The sequence below is a fragment of the Chryseobacterium aquifrigidense genome (assembly GCF_006716485.1).
Taxonomy (GTDB): Bacteria; Bacteroidota; Bacteroidia; order Flavobacteriales; family Weeksellaceae; genus Chryseobacterium; species Chryseobacterium vietnamense.
On sequence record NZ_VFPD01000001.1, the window covers coordinates 755,992 to 781,558 of the forward strand.

Annotated in this window: 22 protein-coding genes and 1 tRNA gene; 11 read left to right on the forward strand and 12 right to left on the reverse strand. The window is 36.8% G+C overall.

The window, feature by feature from the left end; genetic code table 11:
- Window positions 1-412 precede the first annotated feature (412 nt).
- The 7 genes from FB551_RS03370 (at window position 413) to FB551_RS03400 (ending at window position 11,654) form a co-directional block, all read left to right on the forward strand.
- A complete protein-coding gene (locus tag FB551_RS03370) occupies window positions 413-2,575 on the forward strand; it encodes a type VI secretion system Vgr family protein (RefSeq protein WP_142015004.1) in 2,163 nt (720 codons plus the stop codon).
- Window positions 2,575-3,834, forward strand: coding sequence for a tetratricopeptide repeat protein (locus FB551_RS03375; protein WP_142015007.1), 1,260 nt, complete (start codon window positions 2,575-2,577; stop codon window positions 3,832-3,834). Before FB551_RS03370 ends, FB551_RS03375 begins: the two co-directional genes overlap by 1 nt.
- 18 nt (window positions 3,835-3,852) lie before the next feature.
- Complete coding sequence (locus tag FB551_RS03380; RefSeq protein ID WP_142015010.1) at window positions 3,853-8,652, forward strand: RHS repeat-associated core domain-containing protein; 4,800 nt, start codon at window positions 3,853-3,855, stop codon at window positions 8,650-8,652.
- Window positions 8,653-8,658: 6 nt separating this feature from the next.
- The gene (locus tag FB551_RS03385; protein ID WP_142015012.1) at window positions 8,659-9,249 is read left to right on the forward strand and encodes a hypothetical protein; all 591 of its coding nucleotides are present in this window, start codon (window positions 8,659-8,661) and stop codon (window positions 9,247-9,249) included.
- An 87-nt stretch (window positions 9,250-9,336) separates the two neighbouring features.
- Window positions 9,337-9,831, forward strand: a complete 495-nt coding sequence (locus FB551_RS03390) for a hypothetical protein (protein WP_047431534.1) — start codon at window positions 9,337-9,339, stop codon at window positions 9,829-9,831.
- Window positions 9,832-10,044: 213 nt separating this feature from the next.
- A tRNA-Ser gene (locus FB551_RS03395) sits at window positions 10,045-10,129 on the forward strand.
- Between the two features lie 271 nt (window positions 10,130-10,400).
- A complete protein-coding gene (locus tag FB551_RS03400; RefSeq protein WP_142015015.1) occupies window positions 10,401-11,654 on the forward strand; it encodes a site-specific integrase in 1,254 nt (417 codons plus the stop codon).
- Between the two features lie 360 nt (window positions 11,655-12,014).
- Here FB551_RS03400 and FB551_RS03410 read toward each other — a convergent pair whose 3' ends face one another.
- Complete coding sequence (locus tag FB551_RS03410) at window positions 12,015-12,284, reverse strand: helix-turn-helix domain-containing protein (protein ID WP_142015019.1); 270 nt, start codon at window positions 12,282-12,284, stop codon at window positions 12,015-12,017.
- Between the two features lie 392 nt (window positions 12,285-12,676).
- Between FB551_RS03410 and FB551_RS03415 the strand changes: the two genes are divergently transcribed.
- From FB551_RS03415 to FB551_RS03425, 3 genes are all read left to right on the forward strand, one after another.
- The gene (locus tag FB551_RS03415) at window positions 12,677-13,063 is read left to right on the forward strand and encodes a single-stranded DNA-binding protein (protein WP_142015022.1); all 387 of its coding nucleotides are present in this window, start codon (window positions 12,677-12,679) and stop codon (window positions 13,061-13,063) included.
- 40 nt (window positions 13,064-13,103) lie between these two features.
- Window positions 13,104-14,177, forward strand: a complete 1,074-nt coding sequence (locus FB551_RS03420; protein ID WP_142015025.1) for a DUF932 domain-containing protein — start codon at window positions 13,104-13,106, stop codon at window positions 14,175-14,177.
- 66 nt (window positions 14,178-14,243) lie between these two features.
- Window positions 14,244-14,687, forward strand: a complete 444-nt coding sequence (locus FB551_RS03425; RefSeq protein WP_142015028.1) for a JAB domain-containing protein — start codon at window positions 14,244-14,246, stop codon at window positions 14,685-14,687.
- Window positions 14,688-14,938: 251 nt separating this feature from the next.
- Here the strand turns inward: FB551_RS03425 and FB551_RS03430 are convergent, their stop codons facing one another.
- The 10 genes from FB551_RS03430 to FB551_RS03475 all read right to left on the reverse strand — a co-directional run bounded on the left by FB551_RS03430 (window position 14,939) and on the right by FB551_RS03475 (window position 23,875).
- Window positions 14,939-15,397, reverse strand: a complete 459-nt coding sequence (locus FB551_RS03430) for a DUF3872 domain-containing protein (protein ID WP_142015031.1) — start codon at window positions 15,395-15,397, stop codon at window positions 14,939-14,941.
- Between the two features lie 9 nt (window positions 15,398-15,406).
- Window positions 15,407-15,961 (reverse strand): conjugal transfer protein TraO, encoded by a 555-nt coding sequence (locus FB551_RS03435; RefSeq protein WP_142015033.1) that lies wholly within the window; start codon window positions 15,959-15,961, stop codon window positions 15,407-15,409.
- Between the two features lies 1 nt (window position 15,962).
- A complete protein-coding gene (traN, locus tag FB551_RS03440) occupies window positions 15,963-16,862 on the reverse strand; it encodes a conjugative transposon protein TraN (RefSeq protein WP_142015035.1) in 900 nt (299 codons plus the stop codon).
- Between the two features lie 27 nt (window positions 16,863-16,889).
- On the reverse strand, window positions 16,890-18,197 hold the full coding sequence (gene traM / locus FB551_RS03445; protein ID WP_185150199.1) for a conjugative transposon protein TraM: 1,308 nt from the start codon (window positions 18,195-18,197) through the stop codon (window positions 16,890-16,892).
- Window positions 18,198-18,432: 235 nt separating this feature from the next.
- The gene (gene traK, locus FB551_RS03450) at window positions 18,433-19,056 is read right to left on the reverse strand and encodes a conjugative transposon protein TraK (protein WP_142015038.1); all 624 of its coding nucleotides are present in this window, start codon (window positions 19,054-19,056) and stop codon (window positions 18,433-18,435) included.
- Between the two features lie 14 nt (window positions 19,057-19,070).
- Entirely contained in the window at window positions 19,071-20,063 is a 993-nt protein-coding gene (traJ, locus tag FB551_RS03455) for a conjugative transposon protein TraJ (protein WP_142015040.1), read from the reverse strand.
- Between the two features lies 1 nt (window position 20,064).
- The gene (locus FB551_RS03460; protein ID WP_142015043.1) at window positions 20,065-20,697 is read right to left on the reverse strand and encodes a DUF4141 domain-containing protein; all 633 of its coding nucleotides are present in this window, start codon (window positions 20,695-20,697) and stop codon (window positions 20,065-20,067) included.
- Window positions 20,698-20,719: 22 nt separating this feature from the next.
- Window positions 20,720-23,230, reverse strand: coding sequence for a TraG family conjugative transposon ATPase (locus tag FB551_RS03465; RefSeq protein ID WP_142015046.1), 2,511 nt, complete (start codon window positions 23,228-23,230; stop codon window positions 20,720-20,722).
- A complete protein-coding gene (locus FB551_RS03470) occupies window positions 23,227-23,559 on the reverse strand; it encodes a DUF4133 domain-containing protein (RefSeq protein WP_142015049.1) in 333 nt (110 codons plus the stop codon). Before FB551_RS03470 ends, FB551_RS03465 begins: the two co-directional genes overlap by 4 nt.
- Before the next feature lie 10 nt (window positions 23,560-23,569).
- The gene (locus tag FB551_RS03475) at window positions 23,570-23,875 is read right to left on the reverse strand and encodes a DUF4134 domain-containing protein (RefSeq protein ID WP_142015053.1); all 306 of its coding nucleotides are present in this window, start codon (window positions 23,873-23,875) and stop codon (window positions 23,570-23,572) included.
- 166 nt (window positions 23,876-24,041) lie between these two features.
- Between FB551_RS03475 and FB551_RS03480 the strand changes: the two genes are divergently transcribed.
- Window positions 24,042-24,899 (forward strand): DUF4238 domain-containing protein, encoded by an 858-nt coding sequence (locus tag FB551_RS03480; protein WP_142015056.1) that lies wholly within the window; start codon window positions 24,042-24,044, stop codon window positions 24,897-24,899.
- 34 nt (window positions 24,900-24,933) lie between these two features.
- Here FB551_RS03480 and FB551_RS03485 read toward each other — a convergent pair whose 3' ends face one another.
- The gene (locus FB551_RS03485) at window positions 24,934-25,566 is read right to left on the reverse strand and encodes a conjugal transfer protein TraD (RefSeq protein WP_142015059.1); all 633 of its coding nucleotides are present in this window, start codon (window positions 25,564-25,566) and stop codon (window positions 24,934-24,936) included.
- Window position 25,567 lies beyond the last annotated feature (1 nt).

Sequence of the window (25,567 nt, forward strand, 5' to 3'; positions counted from 1 at the left end):
TAAATATTTATTTGATACAGAGGTATTTATTTCTTTTTTTTACTCATTTATTTTGGAATTATTGATGAAAAGTCGTAGAACTACGACAAAATTTCAGATTAGCTGTTTAAAATTTTCTGAATAGCAATTACCGTTTTATCTTTGTAATACCACCAATCCGATTACAAAAAATTAATAATGATTAAAATCTGCATATTACAACAATAAAAACAAGAGATATCTTGAATTTCAACAGGGATATAAAGTAAACTTACTATTCTGCTTTTCCTTTTTTTGCCCTGTGCTGACCTTAATATCCGGAATCCTCTTTACTGATGGAGTGCGGGTAACGAAAATGTATCTGAACTTTATTGTCCGGATCAATTTCAGACTTAAAAAAATCTGACACCCAATCAATCAAAATATTACAATTATGTTTCAGGACGATCATTCACCCAAAATGCCTGTTTCCAAAGATAAAATCTCAGCTGTAAAGAATATTAAAGAAACTTTGACAGATCAGGCAGTTAGCAAAGCTGCGCAGGAGGTACAGGAAAAACCGGGCAAAACTGTTAAAAAAGCTACAGAAAAAATGGTTCAGGCTCAGGCATATACCGGAATGGTTCAAAACGGCTCCCAAATGTTTATGAACCAGGTTAAACAACCGAACCCTCCCACACTGGTAGAAGATAAAGTATGGGCTAAACAGCCTACTTCAGGAATTTATAATGCCAGTACGATACCGGGAAACCAGGTGGCAGGAATCAATCGTGTGGTAAAACTTGAAATCGTAATTGACGGAAAAGTAATTAAACATTTCAAGCATTTTCAGCTAAAACAAAGTGCAGTAAAACATCATGAATTCGACTTGATGCTTGCTCACGATACTTTAGGAAGTTCAGAAAACCATAACCTGGAAGAAGCTCAAAACTTTCTTGGAAAAAGAATTACTGTAATTTTCAGGTATAAAGATGTTGAAGACGGTCCGGAACGAAACTTTGTAGGAGTTATCACAGAGGTTGGTTTTAGCCAGGAAAAAGGAAGTCTGGGAAATATTGTTCTTACGGGATCAAGCCCGACAGTGCTTTTAGATGCAGCTCCCCATATTCAAAGTTTTGGCGGAACACAGGAGATCAGTCTTAACAGTATTGCAGATCAGGTGATCAAAGAAGGTCTGGGACAGGGTACATTTGATTTTAGAGTAGATGCCGCCCATGGAAACGTTTCCTACAGCTCACAATATGAAGAAACCCATTATAACTATCTGGCCAGAATTGCGGAAGCCTATGGTGAACAGTTCTATTATGATGGTGAAGTATTGCATTTCGGGAAACTTCCTCCTCAGGAAAAGCCTGTAAAGCTCACCTATGGCAGCAGTGTGAGCGATGTTAAAATAAAAATGAAAGCCCAGCATGTGAATCCTTCATTTTATGGTTATAACAGCAGTAAAAATGAAAAACTGACAGCAGGGAATTCAAAAATTAATCATACCTCAGATATAGCCAAAAGAGCATATGAAATTTCAGGAAAAACTTTTACAACTCCCTCGTTAAGGGTAGCTCCCATAAAAGCGGTGTCTTTTATGGATGTGGAAAATTCCCAGAAAGGAACAGCCGGAAGTAAGGCTGCTGAAGTATTTGTTATTTCAGGAATTACCACAGTGCCATTTCTTTATCCTGGCTGTATTGCAGATATTGAGATGAGAAAAGCTGAAAGCAGTGAAACGACCTATTTTACCAAACTGATGATTACAGATATGCATCATGAGGTAGATGCCAGAGGATATTACACCGGAACTTTTGAGGCTATAGCTTCTGATACTGGATTTATTCCACGCCCGGAGTTTCATACTCCAAAAGCAGATGCACAATTTGCCAAAGTAATTTCCAATGCAGATCCTTTAAATCAGGGACGGGTTAAAGTTCAGTTCGACTGGCAAAACGGTTCTACCACCACAGAATATATCAGGGTAATGACTCCGGATGGCGGGGGAAGCGAAAAAGTGAGTAAAAACCGTGGTTTCATGGCAATTCCGGAAGAAGGAGATCAGGTAGTAGTCAATTTTGCACACCAGCATCCTGACCGTCCGTTTGTGATGGGAGGAATGTTCCATGGCGGAGTTGGCGGTGGCGGCGGTGCCGGAAATAATATTAAAAGCTTAAGCAGTAAAAGCGGACATACAATGAGTCTGGACGATGCTGGTGGAATTACCGTGAAAGATAAAGATCAGAATTCTGTTTTTCTGGATGGAGCAGGAAATATAAGCATAGACAGCAAAATTTCCATTACGCTGAATTGCGGAAGCAGTTCAATCTATATGGATAAAGATGGGAATATCCAGATTAAAGGAAAAGAAATATTTGTACAGGGAGTCAATATTGGTGTTGGTGGAACAACGAGTATTGGTGTTGGAGTAGGACCTGAAGACGGTGAGCCTACTTCCGGTGTTGGAATCAAATCTGATACCCTGGATATCGGAACCAATACGCTTTCCATGAGAGGTGATACTGAAGCCAATCTTAGCAGTGGAGGCAAAATTAATGTCGGCGGGGGAAGCGAAACGAATATTGTAAGTGGAACTGTAAAACTGAATTAATGAATCCTGTAGATTTGGAGCTGGTTAAATTAAAAAGACAATGGCAGAAAGTTGTTTCGAAGAATGAAGAAAAACCCATGCTGATCTGTTGGGGAGAAAAACATGAAACCGATCTTTTTGATGGATTTATTAAATCGAAGCTTTCTGAAGATGAGGATGGAGATGATATTTTTTTACTGCACTATCAGGAATTTAAAGGAATGGCCTCTTTCGGACAAACCTTATTGGATGAATGGACTGAGTTCTACGAGATGCTGAAGAAAAGCGAAGAGAATATTCCGCAATGGGAGCTGAAAAACCCGGAAGAAAAATTTAAAACAGATGCTTACAAAGCCTTTTATCCTTTAATGGAATTAAAGAAAAACTTCCCGAATATTAAGGATGCTAAAATATACCTCTACATTGCTCCACTCAGAATTAGTGATACCGGAGAACTTGCTTTATGGGTGAAAGAATGGTGTAGTATCTGTGAAAGAACGGGAAATAAAGATATTAAACTGGTCTGGGCTGAGCATCACACTTACAGAACTTTGCCCAAGATCTCTTCAGCACATAGCTTCAGAATAGAGGTAGACATTCATCAGTTAATGCAGAATACGGCTGCTCATACCAACCGAAAGAAGAATAGTCCGGATACGGACTTTCAACAGCAGATTCTTATAGCAAGTAATCATTTAAGCAAGGAAAGATTCAAAGAAGCAGAGCAAGCCTTGAAAACAGCAGTGAAGCTTGCCAAAGAACAAAAGAATAAACAGGGAGAAATCTCTGCCTATTTTATGCTTACACAGACTTATACGGCAGACAGGAAGAAAGATAAAGCGGAAGATACCTATCAGATGATATTGGAAGAAGTAGAGCCGGATACACCCTTGGAAGTGCAGATGTACATGAATTATGGCAGCTACTTGTTAGGGAACTCCAAAAAGTCCAAAGCAGAAAAAATATTTGAAAAAGCCGCAGAAACCGCTCAGAAAATAGGAGAATATGCAATGGCGATTGAGTGTTACAGAATCATTGCTACATTGAATGATACGGTTCTGACAAAAGATAAAATGATCCGGTATTTTGAAAAATGTCTGGACATAGCAAAATTGATGGAACCTTCGGCAAGAGAACAGAGCAGTCTGAGGTTTGTAGCTTCAATGCTTATTCTCAAATATGAAGGCGATACCAACAAAAAAACAATACTGGACAATGAAATGAAGACTTATTTTGGTGATGACTGGAAGGTGAGTGTAGAAAAACCAAAAGCAGGGTAATCTCAAATTAAAAAAATCATGGCAGATCTGAATAAAAAAACAGTAAAACCAATCAAGGTAACGAATCCGGACATGAACCCGGATCGCTCCTTGAAGGTAAACACAGACGTTACTTCAGTAAGTTGGGATAAAACTACACAGGGATGGAAGAACGGAATGAAAAATAATTTTGATTCCCTGAATCCTGTTTCCATGGTTAAATCCATAGCAGGAGGAGATGCTGATCAGCCAGCTAAAAGTAGTGGAGGCGGAGGCGGAGGTGGAGACAGTGCTGTGACTGCAGAAATAGCGGCTCCGGAAAGCAAAGTGAAACTGATTAAAGTCAATAATCCTGCAATGCCTTCTACTGCTATTCAGCATACGAGTAAGCATTTTGATATTGTACTGGCCATTGATATCCACTGGACTCTTATTCCGCCGCCGCCTTCATTCATGCTTATTCCGTTGCCACTGCCACATCCTTTTATCGGAATTGTTTTTGATATTATGGATTATATTACGATCAAAATTCCAGTTCCGCAATTTGCAAGAAATCTGATGCCCTCTCTTCCGGAAAGTATTCCGATGGGAGGTTCAATATATGTTCATGGAAGACATAAAGCTACTACCACAACCAGTGTAATGGGAGTTGTTATTCCATTCAGACACGTTACATCACTTATTCCTGTGTATATCATTCCTTTTCCTCAGGAAGCTCCACACGAAGGAGAGGTTTATTATGGCTCACAGACTGTTTTAGCACAGGGAAGTAAAATGAGTGGAAACCAGCCCCAGCAGGTATTAACCTGTATGGGATTCCCTTTCGGAATGACCATGCTGCCTGCAATGCCAAATAAACCAAAGAAAAATCCATTGGCCTATTTTGCTTTCTATAATAACTTTTCGAGTATGTATATCCAGATCAATACGGGAGGGCCTGTATTGGTGGGAGGAGCCTTTGTGCCGCATACTTATACCCCTGGAGAAATGCTGATGCGTCTTGCAGGGATGTTTCTTATGAGAAGTTTAATGAAGAAAATTGGAAAACTGGGAGCTAACGGTTTAAAAAAACTCAATAACAGTGTCCTTAAAAAAGCTCCGTTCAATAAATTCAAATTTGCAAACGCCTTATCCAAAAAATTATGTCATTTCGGACTTGAACCTGTGAATTTTGCAACTGGCGCCATGGTTTTCGAATGGGATGATTTTATTATTCAGGGCAGTACACCTTTAAGTTGGAAAAATATCTGGCACAGCGACCGGCCTTATGACTTTGGACCTCTTGGAAATGGCGTTTTCAATAATCATGATCTGTTTATTCTGCCTGAAGAAGATAATAAGCTGGCTGGCTGGATGCATCCTGATGAAAATATAGCCATGCTGATTCCTGCACCTGAGATTGGAGAAGAAATGACTTATTTCAGAGATCAGAAAATATGGCAGTACAGACCAAACAGCAGTATCTGGGTGATACGCAAAGGGATTGATGTCTATACTTATAGACGTTTTCATCATATTTCGGAAGGAGCCATATATAAAGTAACTCGTATTGAATTTGGTGACGGAACAATTCGGGAATATGATTATGAAGATCGCAATATTGTCCTGAAAACTATCAAAGACGTTAATAGCGGATTCAGTATAGAAACTGTAATCCATCCTGAATATAAAAAAATAACGGAAGTTTATTATTGTTATAAAAAGCAGAAAGATCTGCAGGTTCGTTATGATTATGATGAGCATGGAAATCTTACTCATGTCTGGGATATTCACAAAAAAGCAATTGCTTTTGAATATAATGGAAAAAACGAAGTAGTGAGAAGAACCAACCGAAACGGGATGAGCTATCAGTGGGAATATGACAAAAAGGGAAGAGTAGTGCATACCAAAGGTTTGGATGGGTATATGGAAGGAAAAATTCATTACCATGATGACGAGGGATTCACAGAAGTTATATATCCAAAGCAAAATAATAAAACAGAAGAATATCATTATGATGAAAACTTTTTGGTTTACAAAAAGGTAGATGGAGAAGGAGGCGAAACCTGGTATGATTACACAGTCCACAACGAATTGAAGATGATGGGAACCCCGGAAGGACGCGTTCACGGATATACTTATGATGAGATGGGAAATATCAAAATTTACCATACTCCAGATGGAGAAGAATATCATTACCATTACAATGAGTACGGACAGGTTACGGCTCGCTTTTCCCCTTCAGGAGCTTCAGAAATATGGCATTATGATCAGGATGGAAAGTTGTTAAGTTACACCGATCCTACAGAAGAAACTATCAGCTATGAATATCCTGATGGAGGGAAAGTGCCTGAAAGAAGTTTTAAAAGAGATATAATTACCCACTATGGATATAATGACCGAGGCCAGCTTATCCAGCTGACGAATAATGTCGGCGCAGAGCAGTACTGGAAGTATGATGCTTATGGCAGACTTCTGATTTATAGTCCAAAACCTTTGAACAAAACTCTTTGGAACAGAGATAAAATAGGAAGGGTTATAGAAATGAATGAACAGGGGCAATTGCCGTTAAAAGTCAGTTATGATGCTTATGACCTTCCTGTATATGCTACAGACGGGCATGCAGAATGGCTGATGAGTTATACGCCGATGGGAAGCCTGAAACGTCAGGTGCGACGCAATGCACAGACCCATAAAAAAGAAGAAACTTTAGTCTTCGGATATGATGCGTATGAAAATTTAATGAGCATTACCAATGAAAAAGGAGAAAGCTATTCTTTTGAAAGAAATAATAACAATGACATCATTGGCGAAACAGGCTTTGACGGTCAGAAGAAATTCTTTATAAGGGATAAAGACGGCCTGGTGAGCCAAAGCCGGACACCTCTTGGAAAAAATGTGTTTTATGAATATGATCTGGCTGGCCGATTGACCCAGGCACATTATGCGGATGGAGCCTGGGAAGCTTATCAGTATGATACTTCAGGATTATTGATAAGGGCAGATAATGAAAGCAGCAGCGTTCTCTTCCGGAGAAATAAACTGGGATTGGTTACCAGTGAGCAGCAAGGTGAGCATTCCATTCAGTATGAATACGACAATCATGGTAATCTGATCAGCTTACAAAGCAGTTTGGGTGCAGAAATCGATTATTCTTATAATGATTTTGATCAGCTAATAACAGTAGCAGCGTCCAGTCAAAATTCGGATCTACCCTGGAATATGAATCTTGAAATTAGCCGTAACGGACAGATGTATTCCCGCGAAATGACTGGTGGGGTAGAAAGTACCTTTGAATTTGATCACATCGGAATGCCTGTAAGTCAGAAAGTAGTGGTGAATAAAACCAATACCAAAGTCCATAAAGATTATGACTGGAGTGCCGGAAGCCGTCTGCTACATGTATTGGACAGAGTTACGGGAGGAAGAACAAGATTTGACTATGATGCTTTCGGAAGCCTGGTGGCAGCAGAATATTCCAACGGCGAAGTACAGTATAAAAACCCTGATGAAACCGGTTGTCTGTATGAAAGTGCCAAAAGAAATGACCGTATTTACGACAAAGGTGGAAAGCTTATGCGGGATAAAAACTGGTTTTATCATTATGATGAAGAGGGAAATTTACTCTTAAAAAGTAAGCGGCCTATCAATAATATTAAACCTGAACCTACCGAAAAACAGGAAAATATTCATCCTTATTACAAACCCATAGCTTCAGATTGGTTTAGTAATCAAAAAATACTGAAAGAAACCGATTTGCCTGATGTACATACTGGCCTTTCAGAAGAAATCCAGAATCCAGAATGGGAATCCGGAGATTGGGCGTATTCGTGGAATGCCAACGGAATGCTGGCAAAAGTAAAACGTCCCAATAGTAAAGAAGTACGTTTTGAATATGATGCACTTGGACGGAGAATTTCAAAAATCACAGAAAATAAAGTAACCCGATTTGTATGGGATGCTAATGTCCTTTTACATGAATGGAGTTATGATATAGAAGAAATTCCTAAAACCCACATCACTGATGCAGGTGAATGGGAAAAAGAAGATGAAGTAACAGAAAATATCGTAACGTGGGTATACGAAAGAGGCGCATTTTGTCCTTGTGCAAAAATTATAAATGGAGAGCGCTTCAGTATCGTTTCAGATTATATTGGAAGACCCATACAGTCCTATAATGAAAAAGGAGAGCTGATCTGGAAGGCTGAGTTTGATATCTATGGAAACCTCAGAGATTGTACAGGAGACCTGTATTTTATTCCATTCCGTCAACTTGGCCAGTATGCAGATCAGGAAGTGGAAGGGATTTATTATAACAGATGGAGATATTATGATTCTTCTTCCGGAACATATATATCAAAAGATCCTATTGGATTACTGGGTAATAACGATACCATGTATGCTTTTGTAAGTGACAGCAATACCTGGGTAGATGTTTTTGGTCTACATAATGATCCTGTTAACTTTTTACAGGAGTTAGTTAAGGATGCCCACAGTACTCTTGGTGATGCCAAAGGATTCAGTGTCACGGCTGTAGGAACGGATGGTAATGGTAATTACTATGTTTCTTCAAGTAAGAAATATGTACCAAGACAGATAAAAGAATGGGCAAAAGAAATGGGAGTTACTGTGATACAAAGTAAAGCAGACAATGTTCACGCTGAGGAAGCTTTAATTAATGCTAAAAAAGGAATTAAGGAAATTGAACCTAGCACGAAAATTTGTATTGATTGTGAGCATCACATGAACAATAATAATGTTAAATTTGAAGAAGGTACAACAGGTAAGTGTAGTAAAAATAGACAGGAAGGAGGGAAGTACCACATTCCTGAAGGAAAATATCAACCAAAATATAAATAAACAGACATGAGCGAAAATTCAGTTAAAGAAAAATCATTAAACCTTAGTAAAGAAAATAAAATCAAATTTAATCTGTCATCACTTATAAGAATTAAAGACCTGTATCAACTTTTTGAAGAGGAAATTAAAGATGATGATTATGATTATGCTCAGCGTTTTAAGAATGGGAGTACGCTGCTTACTGAGTTTTCTGACTATGTTTTCAACCATGTTTTTATGGGTAATGAGCTAAATTATTCAGATATTGAGAGGTTTAATAATCTGGATCAGTTAGCTCCTGAAGACGATGAATACAGTAGTTATCAGGCCGCAATTGCGGTGAATATTGTCATGATTGCAACCAATATCATAAAGATTGTAAAAGGAGAGGAGTTGAAGATAAAATCAACAATAGATTATACTTTAGATGTAATCAATAACCTGAAATCTGAAGAGTTTTTTACAGATAATCCTGATGGAGATGATGAAGAAAGTGAAGAATATCTTGAACAATTTTATGATAATGAAATAGCTGCAGAAGATAGACTGATAGATAGTATTGACAACATTTCGCAAAATGATTTTATAGCATTCAATGAGGAAAATATGATCAGTTAATACCGAACCTCCTATTTTAATGATATGACGGATCCGCCTGTCATATTTAAAAAGGTAGACGAAATTTAATCCAAATCCAATCCATATATGAAGAAAATATTCTCAGAACTTAAAGGTTTCGTGGTGTTTAGTCCACAGCTGTTAGCAAAATATCTGGAAGAAAATCATCTTTCAGGTAATAATATTTTAAAGTATTTTGTAGAAAACGAACACGGGGATGAAATAACAAAATCAGGAATTGCTATTCCAATCATAGGAGTAGAGGAAGACTATTATGCATTCAGGGTTTCTGTGAATGAGGAAAAAATCCTGAATGATGATGAAGTGGAAGTAGAATCAAGAGGCTGGGTATTCCAGACGGCTAATAATGAAGTGAAAATTGTAGGAATCGGCTATTTAAAAGATATTACTACAATTAATGAGGAAAATAGTATTACGCTATCATTGGAAAACGGATGGCATTCTTTAAAAATACGGGGAGGAAGTAAAAACGGCGAAAGATTATTTGAGTTACATATGGAGAAACAGGATATGTACCCAACTTTTAGCGGAGACGTGACTACCGAGTATTACTATGGTTAAAAAATTAGTGAAAAAATATTGAACCGTAAATATTTCATCCCTGAGTTTAAATATCTGATGTTGAGATCTTAATATTCAAATTTTATTTGGTTAAGGGCATTGCTGTCTCTTTAAAACACCAGAAATACGAATTTTATTGAAAAAATATTTTGTCAGTAATAAAAAACTTTCTATATTTGCACCACTGAAAACAACGGTACTACCGGAGTTGAAGGAGAGTTGGCAGAGTGGTCGATTGCGGCAGTCTTGAAAACTGTTGACTGTAACAGGTCCGGGGGTTCGAATCCCTCACTCTCCGCAGAGTATGAAAAGTAAATTTTTCAAAAACACTCAAAAATGTATTAAAAAGCTGTAATTTAATTAATTACAGCTTTTTTTATGCTTTGTATATGCGCATAATTTTTAAAATTGCTTAAAATTATTCTGGCAGAATCGTGGCAGTTTTAGGACGACCAAAAAACTGCCATGGAATTGGTTTTAAGTATTTATAGATGAACTGGTTAAGGTGGTTGACGACTTGACTTTATGGTAATTTAATTCGAATTTTAATAATCCAAAATTTTCGAATTATGTTAGAAAAAAGTTTAGGCGTTTCTTTTTTTTTAAAGACGCCTTGGAAAAAAGGCGATAGTTTCCGATTTGTATATCTAAGAGTTACAGTTGATGGAATACCAAAAGAAATCTCGACAAAAAGAAAGTGGGATAACCATCGATGGAATCAGAATGTTGAGAGAGCAATAGGTAATAAGGAAGATGCAAGATCTTTAAATCAATATTTAGATTCTATAATTTTAAGGATCAGTAATTTTAGAACTGAATTAATAACTAATGGAAAATCCATTACTACAAAGGCTATTATTGATTTTATTCAAGGAAATACAATAGCTAAAACAACTGTACTGCAAGAGTTTCAAAAACATAATGACGAAATGTTAGCTTTAGTTGAAGTTGGTGACTATGCTAAAGGAACACATGATCGTTATGTAACGGCAAGATCTCATGTGAAGGATTTTATTTTTGATCATTATAAATGTGAAGATATTGAATTCCGAGAATTAAACTATAGTTTTATCATCAATTATGAATTTTACCTTAAAACAATAAGAAAGTGTTCTAATAATACAACACTGAAATATATTGCAAATTTTAAAAAAATAGTTTTTCGTGCTATAGCCAAAGAAATTATAACAAAAGATCCTTTCAAGTTGTTTAAATCTCAAAAAACAAAACTTGATAAAAAACCTTTAACTAGTAAAGAGTTAAGTACAATTGAGAATAAAGTTTTTTCAACAGACAGATTAAATACTATTAGAGATATTTTCGTATTTCAATGCTATACCGGTCTTGCATATATAGATGTAAAACAACTTAGGAAAACTGATATTAAAGATGGAATTGATGGATCGATGTGGATTATTTCTAAACGTCAAAAAACTAAATCTCGAACAGATATCCCGTTACTTGAAAAAGCAGTTTCACTTATTAATATGTACAGTAGACATCCTTTGTGTGTAGAAACAAATCTGGTCCTTCCTGTTAAATCAAATCAAAAAATGAACGAATACCTAAAAGAAATTGCTGCGATTTGCGAAATTGAGGGAGATTTAAATACCCATAGAGCACGCAGAACATTTGGTAGCACTGTGACCTTGAAAAATGGTGTTCCAATTCATGTTGTAAAGGAAATGATGGGACATCATTCAGTTACGCAAACTGAAGATTATGCGATTACAACCCAAGAAATGATTAACAGAGAAATGCAAATTTTAAAAGAAAAATTTAAGACTGAGAAAAATATAAAGGATTATAAAGATAATGAATAGGAGATAATGTCTAAACGAAAGAGAGCTTAATAGTTAAAGCTCTCTTTTTATTTGCTGAATTAGTCAACATCGAACTTAGTCAAGATTGCATCCGTATATAACTTCTGATTTTTGGATGATAGGAAGGATAATAAATGATATAGCCAATTGCCTGTAATTCTTTAAAATATTTATGATATGTGGGTAGAGTTAAAATGTGTGATTTCTTCATAAGTATACTTCTGCTGACTCTAATGGTTTTTGTCTCGTTTTGATCTATACCTAATTGCATAATTGCCATAAGAAGAACAAGATGCCATACATTTAGTCTTCTATCCTCCGAAATTCTTTTCAAAAATGTTTTCCAATACTTATCCATTATCATTCTGTTTTAAATAATAGTTCTAAATCTTTTTTGTTGTAGTAATAAGAGCCCAGTATTTTTTTATACCTGATTTTTCCTCCAATACGAAGATTTTGTAAGGTTGCAGGTGAGATTGCAAGTAATTTCCGAATTGCCTTACTTCTAAGCCAATCCCATTCATTTTCATTTTTATCTAAAGTCTTGCTGTTTTCTACAAATATTTTATGTAATTCATGAAACAGTTCCTTCTTAAATTCACATAAATCATCTTTTGTTAAATATTCCATGTTGTTGATATTATTTAATAAAATTATTTCTAAAAGTTCGTAAGTACCGGATATTTTACTTTTAAGAGGTACTTTGGCTGCTACTGTCTGATTGTTTAGTTGAAATATTTACATTTTTCATAATCAACCGGTAAAAAGGCAGCTAAGGTATTGTTGACAGCCATTTCCTGTTGCCAGCAAAAGACTACGGCATAAACGGTTTCCTCCCTAAAGGTACCCTCCAATTATTCCGTTTCCTTTTGCTCTTATTCATTGCCAACACTTCATATCTGCTTTCTTTTTTCCGGTTTTTCTTTTGAAAAATATTTAGCGAAGCCCACGAGGGCTTTGAGAGAAAGAACTGAGAAGAGATTGAAAACTTATCAAAATGTGCAATTTTAAAAAGAACAATTATGAACATTATCGGAAGACTGACAAGAGATGCGGAAGTCCGTACTCTGTCAAACAAAAAACAAGTAGTTAATTTCTCTATTGCTACCAATGACAATTATCGCAACAAACAAGGCGAGCGTATCGAACAGACAACTTTTTTTGACTGCTCTTACTGGATTACTTCTAAAGTGGCTGAACTTTTAACTAAAGGCACATTAGTCGAATTGATGGGGAGAGTTTATACAAGAGCATGGATTGGAAAAGACGGCGAAGCACATGCGGGGCTCAATTTTCATACATCAAAGATTAAGATACACAGTATTAGCAAAACTAAACCTGAAAAAGAGACAACAAGCAAAGAACCAAAATCCAATCAAAATGATAAGGATGATGACTTACCATTCTAAAATTATTAAACACATTTTTTAACATTTAAATATTAACATCATGGCACATAATTTAAATTTCAACAACAGAACAGGAAAATATTCATTTTTCAGCGTAAAGGAAAAAACATGGCATAACCTGGGACAGATTGTACAAGAACATCCAACAAGTGAGGAGGCAATAAAATTTGCTGGCCTTGATTATGACGTAGAAAAATCTCCGCTTTTTACCAAAGGTTCAGGAATTATTGAAAATGAAAACGGGATAGAAATATCAAATACAGAGTTAGAAGTTCCCAACTACTATGCAAATATCCGAACGGATAATAATACAGTTTTGGGCGTGGTGGGTAAAGACTATCAAATTGTCCAAAATCGTGAAGCTTTTACATTTTTTGATGCTATCGTAGGCGGTGAAGATGGTATTTTATACGAGACTGCCGGAGCATTGGGAAACGGTGAACGCATATTTATAACGGCAAAATTACCTGATTATATAAGAGTGGGAAATGGAGACGATGTTACAGAAAAATATATTTTTCTTACTACTTCACACGATGGAAGCGGAAGCATAACAGCCGCATTTACTCCTGTGCGAATTGTTTGCCAAAACACCTTAAATGCTTCTCTTAAAAATATGAGTAATGTAGTACGTATAAGACATACTGCAGGAGCAAAGCAGAGATTAGAAGACGCTCATAAAGTCATGGGATTAGCCAACAAACTAAGTAGCGAATTGCAAAATACATTTAATCATTGGTCAAAAATTACGGTCGGTGACGAGCAGATCAAAAAATTAATTCAGTTGGCGCTATGTCCCAATAAAGAAGCCTTAAATCATTTACAACAAGGAAATTTTGATGAAATATCAACCGTTTTTAAAAATACAGTTGATGACGCATTTGCATATGCAATGGTTAGCGAAAGCCAGCAAATGGAGACTACAAAAGGAACTTTATTCGGAGCTTATAATGCAGTAACAGGGTATTTTCAAAATGTCCGAACTTACAAAAATGATGAAGCAAAATTGCAATCCATCGTTTTAGGTGGAACCGCGCAATCAAAATCCCAGAAAGCTTTTGAACTATGTGAAACTTTTGCCCGCTTGGGTTCTGATTCACTAATAATGAATTAACTGAGTACATTTTAATCTATTCTAAGCACGGGAAATCAAAGTCTCAGCCGTGCATGAGCAAAAATCATGAATTATAATATTGTCAATGAAATAAAGTTAACATATACCAGGAAAGGAAATTGCGAAAAAACGATTCTAACCTCACGTGACGCAGTGCAGGTATTTCGCCAACATTTTGATGTTGAAGAAATTGATTACAGGGAATCTTTTTATGCGCTCTATCTGAATCAGGCAAATCAGGTTTTGGGGATCAAAAAAATTTCTGAATCAGGCATTTCTTCAACGATTGTAGATGTTCGGATCATAATGCAGGCAGCATTACTTTCTAATGCTACCAGTATCATCTTAGCTCATAATCATCCGTCAGGAAATTTGAAACCTTCGGCAGAAGATTTAAAAGTAACACAGAATATTAAAAATGCATCAGAATTTCTGAACATTAAATTATTAGATCATTGTATATTAACATCAACGCAATACATATCATTTGCAGATGATGGACATTTATAAAAAACAGGTTAGAAAACGGCAACTTAAATTGCCGTTTTTTAATTTTTCGGCGAAAAGACAATTTCTTCCGCTGGTCGAAAACGTCTTTTCGCTATATTATATAGAGGCAACAACTTTGATCAAATTCAGTATTCAATCAAAAATGTTGCTGCTTTTTGATCGCTGATATCACACCACCAATTATTTGAAAATATAGAAAAGGCTATTTCTGATGAAATAGCCTAATTAAATTTATTTTTAATTCCTACCTGTTAAAGTGTCCCTGCATTTTGCGGGTTAAACTGAAAACTGTGTTTTTGTTCGTTTCCCATATTATCAGAAATCCAAATGTCAAAACTTTGAGAAACTGTTGATTCAGAAGTGTAATATAGTCTGAATTCTTTTTCTTGCAGTGGATATGTATCATTGGGTATCAACGCGGGATTATCAAAGATTCTTAAACTCCCTTTTCCGTCAGACTGAAAGTATCTGATTGAATAATGAGTTCCGGTATAGTTTCCACTAGTAGCGATAGTACATCTGATTTCTACCGTTTCTCCGATCGCAATACCTTTTTGAACCGGCATTACAGCAATTTCAAAAGGAAAGTTCCGGGTAATTTCCAGTTCATGGTCTGCGCATGATGACAAAGAACATTCGATTAAAAATAGCACTGCAAATGTATAAAGAATGCCTGAAGCACATCTTGTGATATTAATTAATTTTTTCATAACAATTTTTTAAAGATTAATACGGATTCCAATTCCTAAAGAACTCACCAGTTGATTTTGTGAAGTTTTGAATAATAGCCTGGCTTTGGATGAAGCAATAATGGCAATACGGTCTGATAGATAGGTCTCCAAACTAAGTTTGGCTCCCGTACCATAAATGAAAGAAGATTCGCTCAACAGTTTTGCACCATCATACAACATCTCTTCCCCTTGATTAATATGCTCATAACCGCCCATTGCTGATAGTGTTGTATTGACCATGAAATTTTTCGTCCGGTTAGCGAGTATATTGAAACTGTAACCGGCTTCTGCAATATAATTTTCAATAGGAATTTTTACCGATTTATAAGGGACTGAATTATTACTGTATTCCAAACTGTAAAGCATGTAATTTCCTTTTTTAGCGAAAACGGCTATACCAGTGTTAATAAAATAGTTTTCTGAATTCTTTTTAATAAGAAGCCCGGAATTAATTTCTATACTTTTTTGCTTAGGGAACATTCTTTGTCCGTACACACTATCACTCAGATAAAAAAACATGATAACGATTAATATACTTTTCATCTTATTTTAATTTTAAATGTAGATCTTCAACTATTTTTGCATGAACCAGATCAGAATTCTCAATCTGAATCTTTTGATGACGTCCGCCATCTTTTTCCATTAATTCAATTTCCAAAACCTGATCTTCCAAAAGGGTAAACTGATCCAGGAGGAAAAGATATTCACCATTGGATTGAAAGTTGACTGGCGAAAGGATAGGATAGGTTCGAAGGGGTGACAGTATTTTGTCTTGGACGACTGTACGTTTAAGATTCTTTTTATCTGCGATCTTAAAATTGACAAAATCAATATGAAAGGAGAGATTGCTTTTATTTTTTATCTGAATAATAAAATAAAACTTTCCCTCATAAACATATAGAGATTTGAGAAAAAACTGGATTCCAAAACTTTTTGAACCAATATGCCTGATCGTTCTTTTAGGAATTTCATACAGTGTTTTTATCATCAGCTCAGTGAGCGATGATGATTCACCGTCAAGTTCTTCAAACAGGACATCCGTACTGTATTGCTGTTCTTTTGTTCTTTCAAGTTTTGAGAGATCATAGCTAAGCGTGTCCGGATATGTACTGTAAAAAACATCAAAACTGTAAAACCTGCCATCTTCTGTAACCACAGAAAAATTAGTTTCTTCTTCAAAATCTCTTACTGAGGATTTTACTCTAAGAACATTAGCTATATCTCCAGCTTTGTTGGCGATGAGGTTTTCACTGCCTAAGTCTACATACCGAATAGGTGAAGGGAATAGAATGTGGCTCGTTTTGTTGTACGTGACTTCCATTTTAAACGGTTCCAGCCTGGCTTCTTGTAATGGAATGGATCCCTGAATTTCCTGAGATTTTATTCTGCTGATCGTCAGTAGGATAAAAAGCAGTATAAAAAATATTTTGGATTGTAATTTCATTGCTTTGTAATTGTATTTTATTAAAATTTATTTCTTGGAGACCAGTAGTACCTGATGACCTGCTTTTACAGTGACTTTCGGTGTTCTGATCTTTTTCTGGAAGTATCCCGATATACCCTGAATCAGCCCTCTGCTAAGATCTGAGGCTGCCTGTTGTCCGGCAGACTGAGTCATCATAATATTGGTTCCCGAATTCTGACTCATGTTCGCTGCAATATCTTTTACTGCATTTTGTTCAGGTGAATAGGGGATGTACAGCCCAATCTGCCCGTCATTATCATAGATATCGACGTCAACAGGACTGATGCTTCCTTGATGTTCAATGCTGGATATCTTTAAAAGCAATCTTCCGCCTTCAAATTTTCCGTGCGCTCTTACAATCGTTCCTGTAGGAAGTACTGATTTTCCAAGTTTCATCGATTCAGTGAGTCTAAGCGAAACAGTGGTTTCCGCAATCAACGTTTTTGTTTCATGAACTATGGCTCTGATACTGTTTTTATTTGCCGGAACCGTATTGCCCGGATCTGACTGCAAGCCATTAAATCTGTTGTGGTTCAATGTTGCAATAAAAACACTGTCTGACGGTTCTCGGTACAAACTCGAAACAACACTATGCCGAATAGATTTTACCCCAACCAGGTTATCCTTTTTATCAGATTCTTTTTTGTTTGTACTGCCTTGTGTCAGAGTCTGTTCCGGAAGTTTAGGAGCAGGAAGATACTTGGCGGCCATCTGGTAAGATTTTTCCATCAGTTGTAGCTGATCTTCTACTGTCGTATTCTTAGGCTCTGTTCTATTTTGAATGGCCTCACTTTTTAACCTTGAAATTTCTTTTCTCAGATGATCAATTTCCGTATTATCCCTGCTGTAGAAATTTCCTAAAGTCTGTTGTGCATTCCTGTAACTCACCAGTGCGTTTTGATCAGCTTGCATTACCTTGGTAGTGCTAACGGGCACAGATGACTGATCGTTAACAGAGTTTGTTGGATGAATATCTGTCCAGTAGTCGGATAAAGAAGTCAAAGCATTTCTTTTTTCTTCATCTTTCTGCTCCAGCAACTGCTGTTCGTAAGCTTTCTGCTTATCTGACTGCAGTTTGTCGTCGGCTGCCTGTGGTACAGCTGTGTTAAATCCGACATTCTCTGTAATCCGATTTTCCTCTTTCGGCTTAAAAATCATATAGAGGCATCCTACGCAGGCAATGACCATCAGAAAATAGATCATCGGTTTTTTGAACTTTTCCCATCCTTCACGAGGTGCTGACTGTCGTTCTCCCATATCAACGGAAGAGTTTCCTTCCGTAATTCTGATATTATTTCTGTTTTCTGAATTCATGGTACGGCATTTTTAACGGTAATATTTTTTGGAATGCCACTGATATGGCTTATTGACAAAGAATCGTTTTTCCCTGACCATATATAAAACAATGAGAACACTGTTATAAGAATATAAACTGCTAACAGCAATTTTGTAAACGTTCTTTGCCGCTTACGGGTCAAAGCGTTCCAACGGTTTTCCAATCGGTGAACGTAACTGTCAATTTTTTTTCTGAATTTTTCCATGGCGATATTTAGCGTGTAACAGTTTCTATATCTGTATTTTCAACGACGTTGAATTTTTCAATCGTAAATCCCTGAGGATTGCTGTCCGAACGTACTGAGTTGACTAGGGAACAGTGAGTGACAAGACTTCTCTTAGTAAGGTTACTCGATCGGATGATATATTGCCTGGCAAATGTTCTGATCTCGTAAGGATAGCTGTTGAAATTACCCACAACACTGTCGATTTCAATTCTTTGCTGAATGTTTCCGCTGATAATCCTGTTGTAATAGCCTTTTTCCGATAGGTCTTTATAGTAGTTGAAGGCTGATTGGTCGGCCAGATTGAAGGCTCTCTTAACATTACTTTCAATCGCATCCTTATCAGGAGCTATTGTAAAGAACAACTCATGAAACCTTCTGACATGTTCTCTGGCTTCTACAGGTCGGTTGATAGACATATCCTGTGACAATGCAACCATCAGGGATTTGCCATTATCCAGCACATAAATCTTCTGCCTTTGTTCCTCCGCAAAACTGTAGGATTTGTAAACCACAATTCCCACAACTCCGAAACACAAAAGGGAAAAAACGAATGTGAAAAGCCTGATCTGCTTAAAACTGTTTTCTATATTTCTTAAGATTTTAAATTCCATTGTTAATGATTTTATTATTTAAGGAGTCGACCTGAAATATTGCCTGCAGTTGATCCTGCTGCAGCCCCTGCAACATTTCCTGATTTTTGAGCCATCTGTGTTACATTACGCATAAAGTTTCCTGCACCTCCTGCCTGAATGATCCATCCGGTAACGGTGGGAACAGTAAAGTATCCGATAATTCCGATAATCATATAGATGATATAAACCGTATTGGAAGTATCAGGGATAAAGTTCGGATCAGCGAGCATTTCAATATCTTTTTCAATAATCAAAGACTGTATCTTCGCAAGAATAGCACTGAACATATCAGCAACAGGAAGCCATAAATACACACTGATATATCGGGTCAGCCACTGGGTTAGGGTAGACTGAAAACCATCCCATACCGATATGGCAAATGCTATAGGCCCGAGAATAGACAAGACAATGAGAAAGAAGGTTCGGATCGTATCGATGACCAAAGCTGCGGCCTGAAAGAGTATTTCTAAAAATTCCCTGAAGCCGTCCCTGATATCTTTCTTAATGGCAAACATTTCCCGTTCTATATACATTCCGGACATGGTAACCAGATCTGACGGCGACCAGCCTAACTCTTCCAACTTTTTATCAAACTCCTCATCTGAAATCAGATAAGCCATTTCAGGGTTTCGAAGCATAGCCTCTCTTTCCAGCAGATCCTTTTTCTGCTGCAGTTCATTGAGATCCAGTACCTGATTTTCCAGCATCGAATGACTTCCTTGAACAACAGGGCTCAGTACTCCGTTGATACTGCCAAGAACCAGCGTAGAAAAGAACATAATGCAGATACCTATGGCAAATGGTCTGAGCATAGGAAACAGATCAATGGGTTCGGCACGGCTTAGAGCCTGCCAAACCTTTAATGACACATAGAAAAGGGCTCCCAATCCAGCAACACCTTTAGCAACTGCTGCCATATCTGCACAAAGTGGCATCATTTCGTCGTACACCGAACGAAGTACTTCATGTAAATTATTAGGCTCCATCTTACCAGTATTTTTGATTGACTGTTCCGTAAAGATTTAATACCCTTTGGGTATTATTCTGTTTTTTAGCACGCAGGTAGCTGACCGAGATGTTTTTGTTGGTATAATACCTTACCAGATTGTGATAGTCCTTCACTTCTTTATATACCCGGTCAATAACATCCATTCTTTCTTTATCATTCAATGATAAGTTGGTTGAGGTCACAATCTGCTTTAATTCTTTAAGCAGTTCTGTGCTTTCATTAAGTAAAGTAGAATAGCCATTAGCAATAGCCGTCAGTTCCTGCGCATTGAAATTGGGGTCGTTCAGCATTTTTCCGAAATTGTTGACATACATTTCAGAAACATCACCTACCAGTAACACAGTCTGTTGAACTTTACGGGCATCTTTAACGAGATTATTTACTGCTTTGAGTTTGTCGTAATACTCTTTCCCCTGTTCATAAACCTTCTTCACCTCATTGAAGTTTTTCACCACATTGGAAACCGTATTTGAGGTTTGTACAATTTCATTGGCAGAATTAAGAATACCTGATGCCAGATTCGCAGGGTCTGTTACTACAAATTGAGCTTTAGCTAGTGATGTTACGGCCAGTATAATAACCATAACTGTTGTAATGATTGAATTTTTCATTGTTGTAAAATTTTTAATTGTTTTAATCCTCTTTGCTGTTCGGTTTGATTCTCCGCAGAGATATCCTCTTAATGGCATGTTCAACATTGCCATCAAGTTCTGAAGCCAGATTCATGACTTCCATTTTTTCAGTTTCTTCGGTCGTATAAGCAAGATATTCTTGAGTTGAAACTTCTGTGGCATACACTGCCGAGTGCGTTCCGCCCAGTCCGATCCAGACTTCTTTATACAGTCTCTTAGGATCATTGTTCATGTTGATAGACAGTACCTGTGCCTTTTCTTTGTCGGTAAGACCTAACATAGCCTGAATATCGTCGAACTTGTTCATGTATTTCCGCTGATCCAAAAGAATCTTACAGTCTGAATTGTTGATAATGCTCTCTTTAACAATGGGTGACTGAATGATATCGTCCACTTCCTGAGTGACCACAATCGCTTCTCCGAAGAATTTCCTTACCGTCTTGAAAAGATATTTGATGTATTCAGCCATTCCTTCTTTGGCAATCGCCTTCCATGCTTCTTCAATGAGAATCAATTTCCTGATTCCTTTCAGTCTTCGCATTTTGTTGATGAAAACTTCCATAATGATAATTGTGACAATCGGAAAAAGGATTTTATGATCCTTAATCGCATCAATCTCGAAAACAATAAACCTCTTAGATAAAAGATCAAGCTGCTGATCAGAATTAAGCAGATAATCATATTCTCCACCTTTATAGTAAGGTTCCAGTACATTCAGGAAGTTGGCGATATCAAAGTCTTTTTCCCTGACCTTTTTCTGTTCCAATACTTTTTGGTAATCATTTTTTACATATTCGTAAAAGCCATTGAATGACGGGAACTGCTCATTGGTTTTGATCTGCTCAATATAACCACTGACTGCATTCGATAAGGCTACTTCCTCGGAGCGGGTAGGTGGTTCATCATCTCTTTTCCATAGGGTCAGTACCAATGTTTTGATACTTTCTCTTTTTTCAATGTCAAAGATGCCGTCATCAGTATAGAATGGATTGAAAGCAATAGGATGGTCTTCTGTATACGTAAAATAAACCCCATCTTTACCCTTGGTTTTACCTTTGATCAGTTCACACAGTCCCTGATAGGAATTTCCGGTATCAACCAGTAAAACATGAGCTCCCTGCTCATAATACTGTCTAACCATATGATTCGTGAAAAAGGATTTACCACTTCCTGAAGGACCAAGGATAAACTTGTTTCGGTTGGTAATAATCCCTTGCTTCATCGGAAGATCGGAAATATCCAGATGAATAGGTTTGCCCGTTAATCGGTCTGCCATCTTAATCCCAAAGGGTGAGGGCGAGTCCTGATAATTGGTTTCTTCAGTGAAAAAACATAGTGCAGGTTCTATAAACGTGTAGAAACTTTCTTCACTTGGAAAATCTCCTGCATTCCCGGGAATTCCTGCCCAATACAATGTTGCAGTATCTGTTGTGTTGTGACGGGGCTTGCATTCCATCAGTGCCAAGGCACTTCCGGTATCATTTTTCAGCTGTTTAAGCTCAGCAGGACTGTCAGACCAGCACATGACATTGAAATGAGCACGGATCGACTGCAGTCCGAAAGAATGCGCTTCATTGAGATATTTTTCAATCCATTCCTTGTTAATCTGATTGGCTCGGCTGTATCTTGCCAAGGAGTGCATATTTCTGGCGGACTTTTCAAACTTCGACAGGTTTTCTTCACTGTTGTCAATGAACAGATATTGATTGTAGATATGATTACAGTTTAAAAGCAGTCCGACAGGAGAGGCAAAGGATAACAGACAATCACTTCTGTCTGTGCTTAACTTTTCGTATCTGCTATGCGAAGAAACTGTACCCGGAAGATCATCCGTATCCGAAAGGGTGTGCATGCTGATGCGGTTGTTACCAATACGCATTTCTTCTGCTCCTAAGTTCAGATCCTGAAGGGAAGGATTGATTTCTCTTGATAGAGTCAGATACTGTTCTAACAATCCAGATTGTTTTTCTGTACCTGTAATTCCATCAGCGGTCATTTTTTCAAGGAAAACATATCCACTGTCGTTCATAATCCTTTCAAACTGATCAACGGCTTCCATAAATCTGCTGATCGCTTCTTTGTCCCTAATCTCTTTCGGAATCAAAACTCCTTTACAGAGCGATGAGAAATTACTCTGCGTTCTCATCCTTTCCTTTGTAGTTTTGGTAAGAAAAAGATAACAGTAGTGATTCAAGAAAGGTCTTTCGTTAAAGTGTCTTTCAAAAGATTTGGACAGAAAACTTTGGTCTTCTTTCAATAAATCCGGCTGGTAATTTTCCTTGATAAACCAATCCTGTTTATGAACAATGCTGTAATCAGGTAATGTCTTTATTGCTTTGAACCATGCCGAATGAATGGCTTCGTACTCAGCAGATGCAACGGTAAACAGTTCGGGTAGTCTTACCCTGAAACAAACGGTAACATCAGCATCTTTTGAAATAATACAGTTCTCTTCAATGCCAATCAGTGGAAACTTGCTCTCCAGTGTTGCCGCTTTTGATTGATTTCTCATGATGCAGCATTTTTGACGTTCGATTTGAAATACCTACAGATTGATTTTCTGCTGATGATGTATTTAGGATGTCTCTTTTTAGCACCTGATTTCATCAGTCCATACTCACCATACTTTCTGTTGAGAGAGAATATTTGCCAGATCAAAAGACCTGAAATTGAGCCGCCAAGAAAAAGGCATAAGTAGGTATTGACTCCAGCCATATATATGATCATTACGAATACTAATATTCCCAATAATCCTCCTGCAAATATGAACAGGTACTGTGCTTTCAATCCTTTGAACTCTACCGTTCTTCCGATTCCTTTGTTGATATGATAGCTAACCATAAACAATGTTTTAAAGGAAGAATGAACGAAGGATTGTTGCGGCAACAATTAAGAAGATACATGCTCCAAACCAGCTGGCAGCGGTTTTACTGGTATCAGGATCGCCACTGCTGAATTTGTTATAAACCTTTACCCCTCCGATGAGTCCTACAACCGCTCCGATGGCATAAATAAGTTTTGTAGCCGGATCAAAATACGAGGTGACCATCTGCGTAGCTTCATTGATTCCGGCAGAGCCGTTTCCCTGAGCACTCATAGTCAATCCGATTAACAGAAGCAACGCTGTTAACAAGATTTTTTTTCTTTGTCTTTTCATAATGAATAGATTTTTATGATTATGAAAACCCATGCTTTATGGGCTTTGAGACAAAGGTGTTTGGTATGAGAGTATCTTACTGGAATTTGGTGTTTTTAGGAATTGTTTGGCTCCATTGTGCTTTGTAAAGAATATTTTTATTACTTTCAAAAAATAGTACTTAACCATGAAAGAACAATCAAAGAGACATCACTACATACCTAAATTCCTGAGTAAGAATTTCAGTGATGAAAACAATATGTTGTGGGTATATAACAAGGAATCCAAAAGAATTATCAGTAAGATGCAAAGCCCTAAAGCTATTTTCTTTGAAGATGGCAGGAATCTTTTTGATATAAATGGGAGTAAAGGGGATAATATCGAAAGGATGTATGAAGAAGTAGATACTATATTGTCTAAAACTTTAGCAAAAATTTTAAAAAGTCAACAGATGAGTGGAAGAGAACTTACATGGATGATTTATTTGGCTAATCTAACAAAATGGAGAGTTCCCAAAGTTGATGAAATTGCCAAAAATCTTGTTAAAGATATTCCTATCGAACAATTGGGATTAGCTATACGTCCAATTGATTCAGACCAGAAAATAACACAAGAAATTATAAATAATTTAAATAAGAAAGAGATAGTTCAGGAAACAAAACGAATTCTTCTTTCACTACAGCCTATTTCTAATGAAGAAAGCTTAGATGAGATTCATAAGAATTGCTTTATAACTTTTTATGATAAGTATCCCTCTCTGATAGGCGATTGTCCTATTATCGAAGAACACGACTCAAACTATAAAACCATGGGAAACTTTATATTTCCATTGAGTGACAGTGCGACTTTAGTCTGTAAAAAAGATGCGAAAAAAGAGATAAAAAGTGAGCTATTTTATATTTGGAAAGATTTGAACATCTTTCATTTATCACAAAAATATGTTGCTTGTAAAAGTCGTGATCAATTAGAAAAAATGGAAAAATTGTATAAAATAATGGCAGAAAAAGGTGATCTTCATTTTTTACAAAAAGCTGTTTTTGATTAAATAGTTTAGTGCTTTATAAAGAAAATAGGGAACTTCAAATGAATTTCCCTATTTCAAAATCATTGAGATCGCTTTTCCGCATATCGGAAGAACCGGATATTCCTTCATTGTTAAAAGAATTATCTAATAGTAATGCTATTTTATGGGAATCATTTTCCATAGAATTCTCAAGTAAGGTATATAATTCGGTTCCATAAGTTTTCTGAACAATCGCTGCTGCTGTTTCCTTTTGAGATGCGGTAAAACTATTTTGTTTCACAAACATCTCCACAGTGCTTAGTTCTTCAAAGGTAACCCCTTGGGCAAAACTATTATCCTTACCAATTATTCTGTATTTTTTCCATTCTTCTTCCTCTTCAATAAGATCAGGTTCACTATTAAAACGATATTCCAGCTCTTCCTGCGGATTTAATAGACTGACATTTTCGCTGATATCATATTCTATGTCTAAAGTAGAAGGATTAAAACCAAGTTCATTTTCTTGTCTTTCAGAGGAAGTCATTGTCACAGAATGGAGTGACGTTTTTGCTTCACCCATAATATTGGGTTGCTTTTTATTATTTGCTTGTTTTTCAGTTTTATGAGAATGGGATAGTTTTCGGGTAATTTTGTCGTGGAGTAATAACAGAATTATGGTCAGAAGGCAAATGATGATGAGAATTTCCATG

What these genes read in the sequence shown, in the direction of transcription:
- traK (WP_142015038.1), bottom strand. Translation starts at nt 19,056, where the DNA reads ATGGAATTTAAAATCTTAAGAAATATAGAAAACAGTTTTAAGCAGATC.
- traN (WP_142015035.1), bottom strand. Translation starts at nt 16,862, where the DNA reads ATGAAATTACAATCCAAAATATTTTTTATACTGCTTTTTATCCTACTG.
- FB551_RS03435 (WP_142015033.1), bottom strand. Translation starts at nt 15,961, where the DNA reads ATGAAAAGTATATTAATCGTTATCATGTTTTTTTATCTGAGTGATAGT.
- FB551_RS03390 (WP_047431534.1), top strand. Translation starts at nt 9,337, where the DNA reads ATGAAGAAAATATTCTCAGAACTTAAAGGTTTCGTGGTGTTTAGTCCA.
- FB551_RS03430 (WP_142015031.1), bottom strand. Translation starts at nt 15,397, where the DNA reads ATGAAAAAATTAATTAATATCACAAGATGTGCTTCAGGCATTCTTTAT.
- FB551_RS03415 (WP_142015022.1), top strand. Translation starts at nt 12,677, where the DNA reads ATGAACATTATCGGAAGACTGACAAGAGATGCGGAAGTCCGTACTCTG.
- FB551_RS03385 (WP_142015012.1), top strand. Translation starts at nt 8,659, where the DNA reads ATGAGCGAAAATTCAGTTAAAGAAAAATCATTAAACCTTAGTAAAGAA.
- FB551_RS03420 (WP_142015025.1), top strand. Translation starts at nt 13,104, where the DNA reads ATGGCACATAATTTAAATTTCAACAACAGAACAGGAAAATATTCATTT.
- FB551_RS03380 (WP_142015010.1), top strand. Translation starts at nt 3,853, where the DNA reads ATGGCAGATCTGAATAAAAAAACAGTAAAACCAATCAAGGTAACGAAT.
- FB551_RS03370 (WP_142015004.1), top strand. Translation starts at nt 413, where the DNA reads ATGTTTCAGGACGATCATTCACCCAAAATGCCTGTTTCCAAAGATAAA.
- FB551_RS03425 (WP_142015028.1), top strand. Translation starts at nt 14,244, where the DNA reads ATGAATTATAATATTGTCAATGAAATAAAGTTAACATATACCAGGAAA.
- traJ (WP_142015040.1), bottom strand. Translation starts at nt 20,063, where the DNA reads ATGGAGCCTAATAATTTACATGAAGTACTTCGTTCGGTGTACGACGAA.
- FB551_RS03470 (WP_142015049.1), bottom strand. Translation starts at nt 23,559, where the DNA reads ATGGTTAGCTATCATATCAACAAAGGAATCGGAAGAACGGTAGAGTTC.
- FB551_RS03480 (WP_142015056.1), top strand. Translation starts at nt 24,042, where the DNA reads ATGAAAGAACAATCAAAGAGACATCACTACATACCTAAATTCCTGAGT.
- FB551_RS03375 (WP_142015007.1), top strand. Translation starts at nt 2,575, where the DNA reads ATGAATCCTGTAGATTTGGAGCTGGTTAAATTAAAAAGACAATGGCAG.
- FB551_RS03400 (WP_142015015.1), top strand. Translation starts at nt 10,401, where the DNA reads ATGTTAGAAAAAAGTTTAGGCGTTTCTTTTTTTTTAAAGACGCCTTGG.
- FB551_RS03410 (WP_142015019.1), bottom strand. Translation starts at nt 12,284, where the DNA reads ATGGAATATTTAACAAAAGATGATTTATGTGAATTTAAGAAGGAACTG.
- FB551_RS03465 (WP_142015046.1), bottom strand. Translation starts at nt 23,230, where the DNA reads ATGAGAAATCAATCAAAAGCGGCAACACTGGAGAGCAAGTTTCCACTG.
- FB551_RS03475 (WP_142015053.1), bottom strand. Translation starts at nt 23,875, where the DNA reads ATGAAAAGACAAAGAAAAAAAATCTTGTTAACAGCGTTGCTTCTGTTA.
- FB551_RS03460 (WP_142015043.1), bottom strand. Translation starts at nt 20,697, where the DNA reads ATGAAAAATTCAATCATTACAACAGTTATGGTTATTATACTGGCCGTA.
- traM (WP_185150199.1), bottom strand. Translation starts at nt 18,197, where the DNA reads ATGAATTCAGAAAACAGAAATAATATCAGAATTACGGAAGGAAACTCT.
- FB551_RS03485 (WP_142015059.1), bottom strand. Translation starts at nt 25,566, where the DNA reads ATGGAAATTCTCATCATCATTTGCCTTCTGACCATAATTCTGTTATTA.